The sequence below is a fragment of the Aneurinibacillus terranovensis DSM 18919 genome, assembly GCF_000430625.1.
GTDB classification, from domain to species: Bacteria; Bacillota; Bacilli; order Aneurinibacillales; family Aneurinibacillaceae; genus Aneurinibacillus_B; species Aneurinibacillus_B terranovensis.
Genome location: NZ_AUMJ01000044.1, coordinates 15,419 through 29,930, shown reverse-complemented (window position 1 = coordinate 29,930; position 14,512 = coordinate 15,419). Strand labels below are relative to the sequence as shown.

Sequence of the window (14,512 nt, the reverse complement as noted above, 5' to 3'; positions counted from 1 at the left end):
ATTAGGAAAACAGGGGGTTTTTCTGTCTACGATTGAACGTTCCGCATCATTTCATACATATACAGACCGAGCAGCGCGGCCAGCATCACAACACCGGCCGAAATCCACCAGACGAGCCGGAAAACAGAGGTATATGTTTGCTCATTAATCGCCTTTCGATTAGAAAAATAGTTATACGTGGATACAACACAAATCAGGGCACCCATCAGAATGGCAAGGAGGCCCAGCACAAGACCCGCATAGGGAAACGGCTTGGCAAGTATCCCCTTCGCCTCAAGCGTCGCGGCCAGCGTCCCCACGCCCATGACCGCAATGGAAGTGCGCAGCCAGGCCAAATACGTTCGCTCATTGGCCAGGTGCTGCTGAATGTATTTAGAATCCACTGTAGTCTTTTTAGTTTCCAATCTAATAGCTCCTGCCTTTACGGTGGTTAATTGATGATTAATTATAGAAGCTCTCGGCTACCAGCTCATTTTCCTTCCTCTCGCGATAGCGCTCCAACGCAAAACCGATTAAACGTTCAATTAGTTCCGCGTACTCTATGCCGGCTTGTTTCCACAGCATCGGATACATGCTGTATGGCGTAAAACCAGGAAGCGTATTGATCTCATTAATATATACTTTTTGCTCCGTTTCCGCATAGAAGAAATCGACGCGGGACAAACCGGAACAGCCGAGAGCGCCAAAAGCTTTAACCGCTAATTCTTTTATTTGTTCGGCAATATTTTCCGGGATATTGGCGGGGATGTCAAGGCGGGTTCCGCTGCTTTTGTATTTCGCCTGATAGTCGTAAAATTCGTTTTCCGGGATGATTTCCCCTACGACGGAAGTAGTGGGATGGTCGTTTCCGAGTACACCAACCTCCACTTCGCGTCCGTTGATGAACTCTTCCACAATCACTTTCCGGTCGAAACGTGCGGCAAGAGCAAGCGCATCTTCGAGGGAAGCCCGGTCTTTCGCTTTGCTGATGCCGATGCTTGAGCCCATGTTAGCGGGCTTGATAAAGCATGGAAAGCCGAGGGTTTCTTCAATTTCATCGCATACCGCCTGTCTGTTATCCCTAATCCGGCTGCGCAAATAACTACTGTATCTCCCCTGCGGCAATCCAGTATTTGCGAATACTTCTTTCATCATCACTTTATCCATGCCAAGCGATGAGGCAAGTACTCCGGACCCGACATACGGAAGATCGATCATTTCGAGCAATCCCTGCAGCGTACCATCCTCGCCGTTCGGGCCGTGTATCACCGGAAAAACCACATCCAGTTTATTTTTAAGGAGCAAGATTTCAGGGGTGTTATCCGGCTCATACCGCAGTTGATCAACATGTTCCGGAATTTCTTCAACCCATGGCCCTTCCGCCCACCGGCCGTCCACATGAATATAAATAGGCAGCACCTCATAGCGCGCTCTGTCTACCGCTCTAATAATTGAGAGGGCCGTATGAACGGACACCTCGTGTTCACTCGATTTGCCTCCATATATTATTCCCAACCTTTGCTTGCTCACGTAAAAGCCTCCTTCATATCCCCTGTGAGGACATCTTTCTCTCTTGTGGGCACCCGCCCATCTTCTCCATTGTATGTAGAAAATAAAAAAAGGATAATATCTGTATCATACCAGTTTTGGAGCGAACGGAACATCCCTCGTACGAAACATGCGGAGGCGGTGCGAAACATGTGGGTAGGTGCGAATGGAATGCTCCGTTTTTATTTTTTGCGGGTTTTCCCTTTCAAGGAAGTAGAGACTGTCCGTGTTACTGAGAAAAACTCGCGGGCGTTGTCGCTCGTCCTTTTTCTGCAGGGTAGCGAAACGGCCGCTTAGTGACCGGAAGGTCGGACCGACAAAACATCCGGGTACCTCAATGATGGAGACAATTGTCGGTCTGATCGACCTTCCGGTCACACGCTCCACATTGAAAAAGCAACGTTCGGCACACTCCCGCGAGTTTTTCTCGGGTGACCCATGGAGGAAAGTATATGTTGCTTTAACACTGTAAAGCAACATATACTTTCTTTAACGTGAACAAAGGGGGACCTGCCCGAAATATCCGGGTAGCTCAAAGAGGTAGACAGTCGGGCAGAAAGACGTCCCCCTAGTAGGAAAACGCACGCTTTTAATTCCTCACAGGTGGTCTAACTCCTTAGAAAAATCGGACACCAAGGAGTGTTTCCCTAAGTATAAAGGACTTTAGCACTATACTTAAATCCCCTTTGTCAAATCAATCATACGATATCTATATCTCTATACATTCTATATATGATTCTTTCATGGTTTTTTCTTCCTATATATGTATACTAATACTATGACTCCATTTATAAAAACTTTACTACACTTTGTGCTTTACTAGTCATGTCCATAGATAGCCCAACCTTTGCTCTGGAAATTCCACTTATCTCACCCTATCAAAATACAGGTAATTTCAGCGACGCACCGAAAACTTTTTGGGGCTATCTGTCGGTTGTTTAGGGCGTAGATCAAAAAATCGTAGCGGGGTACCCGGATAAAACGTTCCATCCGAACGCGGGTGCGGTAGGAAAATATACGGTACTGTACCTGCCGGGTACTCGTTAAAATTATATACGGCTGGTTCTGGTGGAAAAACATATCCGAGTGCTTCTATTCCTTCTACTGCCACTCTTCCTATAGGGGATCAGAGTGCAGGAATGACTTTGTTTAAAGGAAATAAAATTTTAACTGACGGAGCTATTCAGGGTAACGGCTTAATTCTGATTAATGATATACCAATATCGATAAACAAGTAGGAGGCGGTGTTTTTCGGCCTTCTGGATACTCTTGGACTGGTCCTCAGGCGATGCGACTTAGCTTAAATAACACAAAGACGGTTCCGAAGAATCCACCATCAGCTACTTTTAACGCACCAAACGGAAATTCTAGTTCTTCTGTTGTCTTAAAACATATGAATGTTTATCACTGTTTCATTTTCGGGTCGAGCGCATCGCGGAGGCCGTCGCCAAACAGATTGAAGCCCAGCACGGTAAACGCGATGGCTAGTCCCGGGAAGAGAACGGTCCAGTACGCATTCGTTAAATAATCTTTGGAGTCGGCTATCATTTTCCCCCATTCCGGTTGAGGCGGCTGGGCGCCGAGACCGAGAAACCCGAGTGCCGCCGCTTCCAGGACCGCCGTGGCTATACCGAGCGTCCCCTGTACGATGACAGGCGCAATGCTATTGGGGAGCACATGGTAAAAAATAATGCGGGTATGGTTCATCCCAATAACTTTCGCAGCTACAATGTACTCTTCTTCTTTCACGCTGAGAACTTTAGACCGGACAAGCCGCCCATAGGTCGGAATATTTACAATCGCAATGGCAATTAATGCATTGGAAAGGCCTGGCCCCAGAATGGTGACGATGGCGATCGCCAACAAAATGCTTGGAAAGGCCAGCATAATATCAAATATACGGGAAATAACCGTATCCGTTACGCTTCCGAAATACCCAGCTATCAGGCCAAGAACCGTCCCTACCACAATCGAACCCGCCACTGAGGAAAACCCAACCCAGATAGAGATGCGGGCACCGTACAGGATACGGGTTAACAGGTCCCGCCCCAGGTCGTCTGTTCCTAGCCAATGGTGTGAATTGGGAGAGATCAACCGGTCCGACAGCTTCCCCTGATCCCATGAATACGGGGTAAGCAGAGGAGCCAGAATGCCAAGGAGAATGAAAAGAAGAATAACTCCCAGTCCAACGAGCGCAATTCTTTGTTTTTTTAGCTGGTTCCATGCATCCCGCCATGGAGAACTCGGCGGGCTAACCGCGGCCCTGGCTCTACCGGAATTGGATTGTACGAGCGTTTCCATTTTTATTCCCCCTCTACTTATATTGAATGCGCGGATCGATATACACGTACAAAATATCCACGATGAGATTAATAAGCACAAACAGAAACGCAATGACGAGAATGCCTGACTGGACAACGGGATAATCCCGGAAGCCAATCGCGTCGTAAATGTACCGACCAAGGCCGGGCCAGCCAAAAATGGTCTCAGTCAGCACCGCACCGCCAAGCAGCAAGCCAAGCTGTAGCCCGATAACGGTAAGTACAGGAATCAACGCGTTTTTTAACGCATGCCGGTAAACGACCCAGAACTCTTTTAACCCTTTTGCGCGGGCCGTGCGAATATAATCTGACTTCATGACTTCCAGCATAGAGGAGCGCGTCATGCGGGCGATAATTGCCATCGGAATTGTACCCAGCGCAACGCCTGGTAAAATTAAATGTTTCACTACATCAGTAAATCCGGCCCAGTTTCCCTGGATCATCGTATCAATCAAATATAAATTGGTAATCGGTGTAATAGGTTCCCGTGTATTAAACCGTCCGATGGAAGGCAGCCAGTCAAGCTGCTGGGCAAACACCCACTGCTCCATCAATCCAAGCCAGAATACAGGCATTGAAACGCCTACTAACGCTACCAGCATGGCGATATAGTCAAACCATGTCGCACGTTTCCAGGCTGCAATAATTCCTGCGTTCACGCCGATAATGACGGCGAAAACTAACGCCACGACGGACAGTTCAAGCGTTGCAGCTAAATAAGGCCCTATTTCGCTGGAAATGGCCCGTTGAGTGCGTAACGATTCACCAAGGTCGCCGGTTAAGATATTTTTCATATAATAAAAATATTGCTTATACAGAGGGTCGTTTAAATGAAGCTGCTCACGCAGCGATTGGATGGCCTTCGGAGTTGCGTGTTCACCCAAAATAACCTGGGCGGGGTCACCCGGGATCGCATGAATAATGCAAAATACGACGATAGACATTCCAAGCAGAACCGGAATAAGTTGAAGGAGCCGCCTGATAATATAAGATAACACGTGATTCACCTGCCTTAATGGTAAGAATGAAAGAGTGTATGCTTTACCACACACTCTTTCCAGCGCTGCTGTACTATTTTTCAATTGTTACATCTGTAAATTTATCCGACCCCGTCATATGTGGAACGAAGTTTTTCACGTTCGCACTGGCGGCCAAAGCTTCTTTGGAATGAACCAGCGGAACGAGCGGTGCATCATCGTGAATGATGACCTGTGCCTGTTTATACAAATCTTCGCGAACTTTATTATCCGGCGTGGTTTGCGCCTTGATCAACAAATCATGCAATTTATCATTTTTATACATAGACACGTTTTGCGCAGCCGGCGGTTTGGCGTTGTCTTTATCAAGCAGTACATAGAGGAAGTTATCCGGATCCCCGTTATCACCCTGCCATCCGAAGAGCGCCATGGTATGTTCGGCATTTTCTAATTTTTTGAGATACGTTGCCCATTCCATGTTGACAATGTTCGTTTTAACCCCGATTTTAGCGAAATCAGCTTGAATCGCTTCGGCAATTTTTTGCGGTTGAGGCATATACGGACGCGCTTTTGGCATCGCCCAGAAATCGATGGAGAATCCATTCGGGAATCCTGCCTCAGCCAGCAACTTTTTGGCGGCATCCGGATTGTAGTCATAGTCTTTTACATCGTTGTTATAGCCAAGCAGAGACGGCGGCATTGGGTTTTTAGCCACTTCACCGAGCCCGCCATAGAAAGCTTCAACGAGCGCCTTTTTATTAATCGCCATAGAGAGGGCTTTACGCACTTTCGGATTATCAAACGGTTTTTTCGTTTCATTAAAAGACAGGTAGCCGATATTGTTAGACGGGCGATAAAGCACTTGTAATTTTTTATTATTTTGAACGTTTTGCACGTCAGAAGGGTTCAAGCCATCCATAACATCAATTTCTCCCGATTGAAGGGCTGTAAGGCGGGCCGTATTATCCGGAATGACCTTAAATATCAGTTTATCAAGCTTCGGTGCCCCGGCGAGCCAGTAATCTTTATTTTTCTCAAGGATAATCGAATCGTTCGCCGTCCAGCTTACAAATTTGAATGGGCCTGTTCCAACAGGATGCTGGCCGAATTTATCTTTTTCTTCCTGAATGGCCTTCGGACTGCCAATTGCGAAGCAGGGCATCGCGATATCGGCTAAGAACGGTGCCAGCGGTACATTAAGCGTGAATTGCACATGTTTAGGGTCCAGCGCTTTCACTTCTTTAATTACGGCACCTTTTTCCCCTTTAAAACCACCGAACATACTAGGAAAATAATCGAAGTTTCCTCCTGTATGGTACGTGTTCTTTTTATCCATCATGCGTTCAAAGTTAAACACGACAGCATTAGCGTTAAAGTCAGTGCCATCCTGGAATTTCACGCCGTCACGCAACGTAAATGTCCACACTTTTCCGTCCGGAGACGATTTCCATTCCGTCGCCAGCGCCGGTACAATCTCTGTATTCTCTTTTTTGTAATCGACCAGCGTGTCAAAAATATTTTTTGTAACTTTAAGGGATTCCCCGTCTGTTACATTCTGCGGATCGAGTGAAACGGAATCACTCCCGCGCGCATAAATTAATGTTCCGCCCCCACCGCTTCCCGTATCAGCCGATTTACCCTGTGAATCGCTGCTGGCGGCTTTGTTTCCCCCGCCGCAGCCCGCCATCGTAAGCGAAGTGGCGAGAACCGCAGATGCAAAAAGAAGTGACGATTTTTTAAAACCTTTCATTCCTCAAAAGCCCCCTTTAGATTTTATTGATTATATAAATGGCAAGCCACCATATGCCCGTCTCCGATATCGCGGAGAACGGGGCGCTCCGTTCTGCAGATATCCATGCAGGCCGAGCAGCGCGGGTGGAAAGTACAACCGGTTGGAGGGTTAGCCGGACTGGGCACGTCCCCTTCGAGAATAATCCGCTCGTGCTTCGCGTTCGGATTAGCCACAGGCACCGCGGATAAGAGAGCCTGGGTATACGGGTGCAGCGGTTTTTCGTATAGGCTTTTTTTGTCGGAAAGCTCAACGATTCGCCCTAAATACATCACGCCAACCCGGTCGCTGATATGTTTCACCACACTCAAATCATGAGCAATAAACATGTATGTAAGATGTAACTGCTGCTGCAGTTGCTTAAGCAAATTAAGCACCTGCGACTGAATCGATACATCCAGCGCGGAAACGGGTTCATCGCATATCACCAGCTTCGGTTGAAGCCCAAGCGCCCGGGCAATGCCAATGCGCTGGCGCTGTCCGCCCGAGAATTCATGGGGATAGCGTGAAGCATGATACGCATTGAGCCCGACAAGTTCGAGAAGCTCATGAACTTTTTTCTTTCGCTCCCCCGGGGTGTACATATTATGAATGATCATCGGTTCTTCGATGAGTTTTTCTATCGTTTTGCGGGGGTTCAACGAAGCGTAAGGGTCCTGGAACACCAGCTGCATATCCCGGTACATACCTCGCATTTGAGCTCCAGAAAGAGAATGAATGTCCCTTCCGTCAAACTGGATTTCTCCGCTCGTCGGCTCAATCAGGCGCAGGATGGAACGGCCTGTTGTCGACTTGCCACAGCCGGATTCGCCTACAAGTCCGAATGTTTCTCCACGGTTAATTTCCAGATTTACATCGTCAACGGCTTTTACGTAGCCAACCGTCTTCTGTAAGAGTCCGGCGCGAATCGGAAAATATTTTTTTAAATGACTGACTTTTAGTAAGACATCCGGCATAGGGTACCCTCCCCAGCTGCCAGGAAGCAGCGAGACTTTTGTCCGCCGGCCAGCTCATACAGCGGCGGCTCCTCGATATGGCATCTGTCCATAGCATGCGGGCAACGCGGAGCAAATTTACATCCTTCCGGCATCTCTGACGGGATGGGAACGTTGCCGGGAATCGAATCGAGCCATTCTTTTTCTTCTTCAAGGGATGGAATCGATTGAAGCAGTCCGCGGGTATATGGATGTGCCGGATGCTCAAACAACGTTTCGACATCCGCCTGCTCTACCACCTTACCGCCGTACATGACGACAACGCGGTCACACATTTCCGCTACGACCCCTAAATCGTGGGTGATCATAAGAATAGATGTCCCGTGTTCTTTTTTCAAAGCCCTCATTAAATCGAGAATTTGCGCCTGAATCGTTACATCGAGCGCTGTGGTCGGCTCGTCCGCTATAAGAAGCTTCGGATCGCATGCCATAGCCATCGCAATCATCACGCGCTGCCGCATCCCGCCCGACAACCGGTGCGGATACTCATCGACAATTTGTTCGGCGCGGGGAATGCCTACCTGGCGCAGGAGCTCGACGGCACGCTGTATCCCTTTTTTCTTATCGAAGCCTTTGTGAAGCCGGATCGTTTCAGCGATTTGCATTCCTATCGTGTACACCGGATTCAGACTTGTCATCGGGTCCTGAAAAATCATAGCAATCTCGTTTCCCCGTATATCACGCATCTCTTTTTCCGGAACTTTTGCCAGGTCGCTATTTTTAAAGATAATCGCCCCTTCGACAATCCTGCCCGGGGAAGGAATTAAGCGCATAACGGAAAGAGCGGTGACACTTTTCCCACAACCCGATTCACCTACAACGCCGAGCGTTTCACCCCTGCGGATGGTGAGGTCAACGCCGTCAACAGAGCGGACGACTCCTTCGCTCGTAAAAAAGTGTGTTTTTAACCCGTTAATGCTGAGCAATGGCTCCATGTTTTCCACCTCCGTCTATTCTTGATGAATTTTGCTTTTATCGTTGGTATCTTTACTCATTTTATTAGTTTTAAAATATTCAGATAACAAATCCCGATTGATTTTTAGTATATATTTATCAAAAAGTCAGGACAACAGAAAAAAAAGAAAAAAACAGGTATCCTCATTGTGAATGTTTCGGGTCGTTTTCCCTGTTCTGCTCTAAAAGCATGAATAGGAGACTATAATAAGGGTAAAGGGAAACCTCAATCAGTAAAGTTTGGGAAAGGGGAGAGTATCATGTTAGGTCTCTTCAGCTTAAACCACATTTAGGCAACATTTCTAAATGTGGTTCTTTATTTTGGATTAATCCTTCAACCATTCATATTTATTTTTAGGCCGCCCAACCTTTTGGTAGCTAATGATGGTGCGTACTTTTCCTTTCTGCATGAGGTGTACGAGTGTACGGTAGACAGTCGGGTACGCCAGGCCGACTTCCTGTGTGATTTCATCCACGGTACACGGTTGAGGGTTGGTTCGCAGGTAGCTAATGATATGAACTAACGTCGTTTTACTTATCCCTTTTGTCTCAAATAAATCATCCGCTGGTAACCGCTCGCTTATTTCATTTCCCATCGTTCGGGTGTATTGAGCCAGGCGCATATGCAATTGAATGCGCGAAATTAAGTCGGGAGCCTTGACCGGTTTTAATGCAAAATCCGTCGCCCCCAGGTCGAGAAACCGGTCCGCGATTTCCTGCCGTTCGTCTACCGTCAGCACGAGAATCGGAACGTTGCGATCCATTCTGCGCAGATGCTGAACCGTCTGTAATCCGTCCATTTCCGGCATATGGTAATCAACTAACACTACATCGATCTCATTTTTCGTAAGCGCTTCCAAACCCTCGCGGCCATTGCTGCCTATCACGACTTCCCAGTTAGCGATGGCACAAATCTCACTGAGCATAAAACGAACCGTTGCGTCATCATCGATGACTAATATTTTCATACCATTCATCTCCTCCGTGCAGGTGAAGCCACACCGTAGTCCCGCTGCCCACTTCGCTCTCGATCGTAATCATCGCGTTATGCCCTTCCGCCACCTGTCGAACGAAAGAAAGGCCCAGTCCGGGATTCTTCTTCGTACTGTACCCGGCCTGCCAAATTTTTGCCTGTTCATCCATTGTAATTCCATTCCCGTTATCCGATACCCCAATCCAAATTTCATTTGCGTTAATTCTGGCGCGCAGCACCACCTTACCGGCCGTCTTGTTTTTGATAGCGTCCAATGCATTGTCGATCAGATTAACAATGGCGCGGGTTACGCGGATTTTATTTACCCATATATATACGTTTTGTTCGGGCAGTTCTATCTCAACCGATGCTCCCGTCCCGCTTAACCGGCTGGCTCGTACATAATTCATTAATTCGTGAAGACTGCACCAATTCTTTCGATCCTCATACAGCATTTCTGAAATCATCTCACTCATGGAACCTATTGAGTTTGAGATGATCGCGCAATATTCTTTAACTTTTGCATCATGTATGCGCATACCGATTAAGGAGATCAGCCCTTCGATTGAGGTAAGCGGCGTTTTTAAATCGTGGACAAGCTGCAGGACTTCGCGGCCGGAACGCGACTGTATCGCTTCAAGCTGGGCAAGATGCAACGTCTCCGTCATTTTCCACTTCTGACCGGCAACCGTCAGAAAAGCAGCAAGAATTGCGGCATTGACAATAAAAATTAAGCAAAGTACGACACCATACAACCCAAGCGCTTTGTCAAACCCAATGTGAACCGCGATTTCCTTTAATTTGGCAACGGCCGGATAATGCCCGAAATCTAGAAATGAGAGAAAAGGAACAACAAGCAGCCATTGAAATCCGATAAGCAGCTGGGTTAGAACGAGCGATTTCATGCCCAGTCCGAGCCTGTCCTTCCCCAGTCGTTGTAAAAGTACAATCGAGAGGAGGAGCATCACATCAGGCATTCCAACCTGAAAGCCGACAGAGCGGTACAGGTGACCTTCAAACGGGAGCAGCGGAAATAACAGAAGCGGCAGAACGGTTTTCAACCAGATAACCCCTGTTCTCTCTCCAATTTGGTCCGCCAGCAAAAAGCAGCCGATATAATACGGTAGTGTAAACACAACCTTCCACACCATAAGCAAAAATACAGTGACCATAAGCAGGTTGCCTGAAGGGTGCATTTCTAACGAAGCTAACCGGTCAAAAAGGCCAAGGTGTTCGGGTTTTAACCATAGCGGCAAAAGTATGGCAAATAGAATAAAGGGCACACTTACCCAGACAACCCGGGATGTTACGATTCGCAAAAGCACGTCTTCCTCCACCATTGTTTGATGTTGCGCAATCGGCGCAAAAACTTACTTCGTCAAACAGGCAACCTTTTCCTCCCTTTCGCTGGCTTAATACGTAAAAAGGCCTCCTGTCAGGGAGGCCGGGGATCACATTATAAAATTGCTTTTACACCAACAAGAACCAATCCGATTAAAAAACCACAAAGCGCCCCGTTTACCCGTATCCACTGGAGGTCGCCCCCGATCTTATCCTCCACCATATGAATCAACGTTTCATTGTCAAGTTTATCCAGGTTCTCCTGGACAAGGCGGCCAATTTTGGAGTGGTTCTCTTCAATAACACGGGCGATCTGCTGCTGGATCCAGTTCTCGAATTTTTCCACAGCAGAAGGACTATTTTTCCACTTCTCAAGCATACCGGTAAGAAATGGAAGAAGGTAGTTCTTCACGTATTCCGGCTTTTCGATGAAGGATAAGGCTTTTTGCTGCAGAGTAAGCAAAATCCCTGTTACTTTCTTGCCAATCTCCCATTGGTCGATCCAATGATTTTTCCATTCATCAAGTTCCGCGATAAATTTCTCATTGTCCTTCAGATTTCCTAGCTCCGACCGAATTGTTTGGAGGATAAGCACGCGGTTGGGATCATTCGTATGACGAAGATTGCTGACGGCGCGAACGATAAAGTTCTGAATAATCCCGCCCATCTTGTCTTCATTGACAATACTCGTAAAAGATTTGAGGGCAAACTGCATAAAACCGTCTACTTCAATATTTTCAAGCGCATGCAGCAGCATGCCACCCAGCTTATGACGGGTTTCCCCTTTTATCGCCCACTCGCCAATTTTGCCCAGAAGAAAGTCAAGCGCTTTTTCATCGTACTCCCGGTCGACCACTTCTCTTGCAAGGTACTGCAGGATACTCCTCGTATCCAACTCTCCCATATACTTTCTAAGTTCGCTCTCGATAAAAGAAACGAATGTATCCGGCCGAATGGCAAGAAGCAGATGGCGGCTTATCGAAACAAACGATTGTTTTACAGAGTCAGAACAGAGTTCCCGTTCCATATATTCAAAAATTTTCTCCGTGATACGGATTTGCCTCATTTTTTCGATGATGCTTTGTTTATTTAACCACTCATTTTCAATGGTGGAAACGAGCGCGTTTGTGATTCGTTTGCGATTTTTAGGCAAAAGCGCGGTATGCGGAATCGGCACGCCCATCGGATGGCGAAAAAGCGCAGTCACTGCAAACCAGTCTGCCAGTCCGCCGACCAGCCCCGCTTCAAAGCCCCCCTGCAGAACACTTCCAATAACGGATTGTTGGAAAGGCAGCGTAGCAATAAAGCCGGCCCCCATGATTCCAAGCGAAATGCTTGCTAGGTGTTTTGCTTGTCCTGACATTAAGGTTCCCTCTTTAAACATAGTATTTCATACATTCTAACTATAACTGAATTTCTGCGTTATGACAAAACCACGCGCAGGATTTTCATTTCGCGTGGTTTTGCTTTTCGGCTGGTTACTTTTCGATGACGAATCGGAACGGTTTGCCGTCTTTATTTACTTTAAACAAAATGGACGGATGGGTAATCATCTGTATATACGTTTTATCGGGGTCAGGATTTATATATTTTACCTTTACAATGATCTCATGATCCGTTTCGTAAACGCCAATTAACTTCACATTATAGCCGGGGTTCGAACATTCTCCACGGGAAACCGCAACATATGAAGCTCCATCGAATGGAGTGACACCCTGAAACTCGGTCAGGCGTTTGCCGTCGTACCATTCATTTATGTTAGCCGGCACCGTTTTATTGTGGTCCAGGCCTAACTCGGAAGAATATACCGATTCATATGGTAATTCTTTTGCGTGTTCCATAGGCTGCTCCGTTTTGCCGTTCGATTTTGATGATGCTGGAACAGGGTCTGCCCAAGCTTTTGCAGGACCCGGAAATGCGTAGCCAACACCGCCCGCCATCGCGGCCCCTGCAACGATACTCAGGAGAAAAAACTTTATCGCGTGTGTTTTCATCGTTATCCCCTTTCCGGTAGATAAGAAAACAAACTTTCTTATCTACATGTTCTCACATTTTTTATACGATATTCGTCCATGCAGATATGAACGACAATTTTCTTAATCCAGGCGATCCCTTTCATATCTCCGCCGTGCTTATCCGCCTGTACATAAATCTCTATTAAAGCTTTTCTGGAAGCTTCCATCGCCGCTTCTTCACTTTGAAGGATATGAAAAGCCATTCGATAAACAGGAAGTTCTATTTTCCGTAGAAAGTCAATCACTTCGGCTTTGCTGGTTAAACCATTTATCTTGCTCACATTATCCACATCCCTCTGCCCCTTTTTCTATACTACTATCCTTTTATACCATTTTCTATGGAAAAACAAGCCAAAAAAGGCATTGTAAATATCATCTTTTAGTGTAAAATTACACTCGAATGATAAAAATGTCAATATAGAAAAACGTGGATAACGCGAGGCCGGCAGGCCATTGTAAAAAAATCCCCCGTTTCATGGGAATTCACCTGAAACGGGGGATTTTTTTACACGATTTCCTCTCTCTTCCCTCCTTTTTCACTTTCATTAATGTTTCAAAAACGGAATGCCCGTCCGAACTGATGAATATATATGGTTTGAGAGGGCTCAATGCCCAGATGTTCAACTGCCGGAAATACTTATCTATTAAAAAATCAGAAGGGACAAGATAATCATGATTATCACCCGATTACTAACAGGCCTTCTCCTTTTCATCGGCGGTATGCATATGATGCGAATGGGGCTGTTTAATTTGGCAGGCGATAACATGCGGGCATGGCTTATTCGATTTACCAAAACCCCTGCCCGCGGTCTCATTACCGGAACACTCGTAACGATGATTACACAGAGCAGCAGCGCGGTTTCGGTTCTGACGATCGGCCTCACACACGCGCGCCTGCTGTCATTTCCCCAAACCATCGGGATTATTCTCGGGACAAATATCGGGACTACGTTTACAACCCAGCTTATCGCCCTTGACCTTGGAAAACATGCCCTGCCGGTTTTTATCGTAGGCTGTATTCTCTGGTTCATTCCACGTTCACCGTGGCGGGCGGTCGGGGCCTCCCTTGCCGGGTTCGGATGTATATTTCTCGGTATTAATGTAATGCAGGCAATGATCGGCCCGCTTCAGGAAATGAGATGGCTGCCCAAAATTCTCACCCATGCTTCGGGGAATTATTTGTCAGCCATCCTGATCGGCGCCGTACTTACCGCTATCATTCAGAGCAGTTCCGCCGTTACCGCCATTACGATGGGATTTATGAACCAGAATATGATCCCGCTTGCTACGGGGATTGCCATCGTGCTGGGCAGCAATATTGGCACATGCGTTACCGCTGTGCTGGCCGCCGTTGGATCCAGCGTGCCGGCCAAAAAGGTGGCCTGGGTCCACGTATTTCTCAATGTGGCCGGCGTACTTTTGTTTATCCCGCTCATTCAGCCGCTTGCCTCCATCGTTTCGTGGCTGACCGACTCACCCGACTTACAAATTGCCCATTCCCAGACAATTTTTAATATCGTATGCTCCCTAATCGCCTTGCCTTTTACGTACTCAATCGCTTTGCTGGCCGATTTCTTCATACCGGATAAAATAAAGCCGAGGTAAGAAAGACGAGCGCTA

The 14,512-nt window shown here is 47.1% G+C and carries 14 protein-coding genes; 2 read left to right on the top strand and 12 right to left on the bottom strand.

All coding sequences use genetic code 11. The features are described 5' to 3' along the window. Nucleotides 1–26 precede the first annotated feature (26 nt). Together H525_RS0108245 and H525_RS0108240 are read right to left on the bottom strand one after the other, a co-directional pair. Complete coding sequence (locus H525_RS0108245) at nucleotides 27–404, bottom strand: YidH family protein (RefSeq protein WP_035100391.1); 378 nt, start codon at nucleotides 402–404, stop codon at nucleotides 27–29. A 37-nt stretch (nucleotides 405–441) separates the two neighbouring features. Next, nucleotides 442–1,509 carry a D-alanine--D-alanine ligase gene (locus tag H525_RS0108240; protein ID WP_027415821.1) on the bottom strand — a complete coding sequence of 356 codons (1,068 nt, stop codon included), beginning with the start codon at nucleotides 1,507–1,509 and terminating at the stop codon, nucleotides 442–444. Between the two features lie 244 nt (nucleotides 1,510–1,753). Here H525_RS0108240 and H525_RS27145 point away from each other — a divergent pair, with 244 nt between their 5' ends. Next, a complete protein-coding gene (locus H525_RS27145) occupies nucleotides 1,754–1,999 on the top strand; it encodes a hypothetical protein (RefSeq protein ID WP_155837190.1) in 246 nt (81 codons plus the stop codon). Nucleotides 2,000–2,931: 932 nt separating this feature from the next. On the opposite strand, the gene H525_RS0108225 is transcribed toward H525_RS27145, so the two are convergent. The 10 genes from H525_RS0108225 to H525_RS0108180 form a co-directional block, all read right to left on the bottom strand. Further along, the gene (locus H525_RS0108225) at nucleotides 2,932–3,828 is read right to left on the bottom strand and encodes an ABC transporter permease (RefSeq protein WP_027415820.1); all 897 of its coding nucleotides are present in this window, start codon (nucleotides 3,826–3,828) and stop codon (nucleotides 2,932–2,934) included. Between the two features lie 13 nt (nucleotides 3,829–3,841). Next, on the bottom strand, nucleotides 3,842–4,846 hold the full coding sequence (locus tag H525_RS0108220; RefSeq protein ID WP_027415819.1) for an ABC transporter permease: 1,005 nt from the start codon (nucleotides 4,844–4,846) through the stop codon (nucleotides 3,842–3,844). 73 nt (nucleotides 4,847–4,919) lie between these two features. Further along, a complete protein-coding gene (locus tag H525_RS0108215) occupies nucleotides 4,920–6,575 on the bottom strand; it encodes an ABC transporter substrate-binding protein (protein WP_027415818.1) in 1,656 nt (551 codons plus the stop codon). Between the two features lie 23 nt (nucleotides 6,576–6,598). Then, nucleotides 6,599–7,570, bottom strand: a complete 972-nt coding sequence (locus tag H525_RS0108210) for an ABC transporter ATP-binding protein (RefSeq protein WP_027415817.1) — start codon at nucleotides 7,568–7,570, stop codon at nucleotides 6,599–6,601. Then, nucleotides 7,552–8,544, bottom strand: coding sequence for an ABC transporter ATP-binding protein (locus H525_RS23305; protein WP_035100390.1), 993 nt, complete (start codon nucleotides 8,542–8,544; stop codon nucleotides 7,552–7,554). The genes H525_RS0108210 and H525_RS23305 overlap by 19 nt, the downstream gene beginning before the upstream one ends. A 345-nt stretch (nucleotides 8,545–8,889) precedes the next feature. Continuing rightward, nucleotides 8,890–9,531 carry a response regulator gene (locus H525_RS0108200; RefSeq protein ID WP_027415816.1) on the bottom strand — a complete coding sequence of 214 codons (642 nt, stop codon included), beginning with the start codon at nucleotides 9,529–9,531 and terminating at the stop codon, nucleotides 8,890–8,892. Further along, nucleotides 9,509–10,876 carry a sensor histidine kinase gene (locus H525_RS0108195; protein WP_035100389.1) on the bottom strand — a complete coding sequence of 456 codons (1,368 nt, stop codon included), beginning with the start codon at nucleotides 10,874–10,876 and terminating at the stop codon, nucleotides 9,509–9,511. Before H525_RS0108195 ends, H525_RS0108200 begins: the two co-directional genes overlap by 23 nt. A gap of 116 nt (nucleotides 10,877–10,992) precedes the next feature. After that, nucleotides 10,993–12,240 (bottom strand): DUF445 domain-containing protein, encoded by a 1,248-nt coding sequence (locus tag H525_RS0108190; RefSeq protein ID WP_027415814.1) that lies wholly within the window; start codon nucleotides 12,238–12,240, stop codon nucleotides 10,993–10,995. Between the two features lie 115 nt (nucleotides 12,241–12,355). Continuing rightward, the gene (locus H525_RS0108185; RefSeq protein WP_027415813.1) at nucleotides 12,356–12,871 is read right to left on the bottom strand and encodes a protease complex subunit PrcB family protein; all 516 of its coding nucleotides are present in this window, start codon (nucleotides 12,869–12,871) and stop codon (nucleotides 12,356–12,358) included. A gap of 38 nt (nucleotides 12,872–12,909) precedes the next feature. Next, a complete protein-coding gene (locus tag H525_RS0108180) occupies nucleotides 12,910–13,173 on the bottom strand; it encodes an RNA polymerase sigma factor (protein WP_155837189.1) in 264 nt (87 codons plus the stop codon). Nucleotides 13,174–13,564: 391 nt separating this feature from the next. Here H525_RS0108180 and H525_RS0108170 point away from each other — a divergent pair, with 391 nt between their 5' ends. Then, nucleotides 13,565–14,497, top strand: a complete 933-nt coding sequence (locus H525_RS0108170; RefSeq protein WP_035100388.1) for a Na/Pi symporter — start codon at nucleotides 13,565–13,567, stop codon at nucleotides 14,495–14,497. Nucleotides 14,498–14,512 lie beyond the last annotated feature (15 nt).

What these genes read in the sequence shown, in the direction of transcription:
- H525_RS0108225 (WP_027415820.1), bottom strand. Translation starts at nt 3,828, where the DNA reads ATGGAAACGCTCGTACAATCCAATTCCGGTAGAGCCAGGGCCGCGGTT.
- H525_RS0108215 (WP_027415818.1), bottom strand. Translation starts at nt 6,575, where the DNA reads ATGAAAGGTTTTAAAAAATCGTCACTTCTTTTTGCATCTGCGGTTCTC.
- H525_RS0108210 (WP_027415817.1), bottom strand. Translation starts at nt 7,570, where the DNA reads ATGCCGGATGTCTTACTAAAAGTCAGTCATTTAAAAAAATATTTTCCG.
- H525_RS23305 (WP_035100390.1), bottom strand. Translation starts at nt 8,544, where the DNA reads ATGGAGCCATTGCTCAGCATTAACGGGTTAAAAACACACTTTTTTACG.
- H525_RS0108200 (WP_027415816.1), bottom strand. Translation starts at nt 9,531, where the DNA reads ATGAAAATATTAGTCATCGATGATGACGCAACGGTTCGTTTTATGCTC.
- H525_RS0108195 (WP_035100389.1), bottom strand. Translation starts at nt 10,876, where the DNA reads ATGGTGGAGGAAGACGTGCTTTTGCGAATCGTAACATCCCGGGTTGTC.
- H525_RS0108190 (WP_027415814.1), bottom strand. Translation starts at nt 12,240, where the DNA reads ATGTCAGGACAAGCAAAACACCTAGCAAGCATTTCGCTTGGAATCATG.
- H525_RS0108185 (WP_027415813.1), bottom strand. Translation starts at nt 12,871, where the DNA reads ATGAAAACACACGCGATAAAGTTTTTTCTCCTGAGTATCGTTGCAGGG.
- H525_RS0108170 (WP_035100388.1), top strand. Translation starts at nt 13,565, where the DNA reads ATGATTATCACCCGATTACTAACAGGCCTTCTCCTTTTCATCGGCGGT.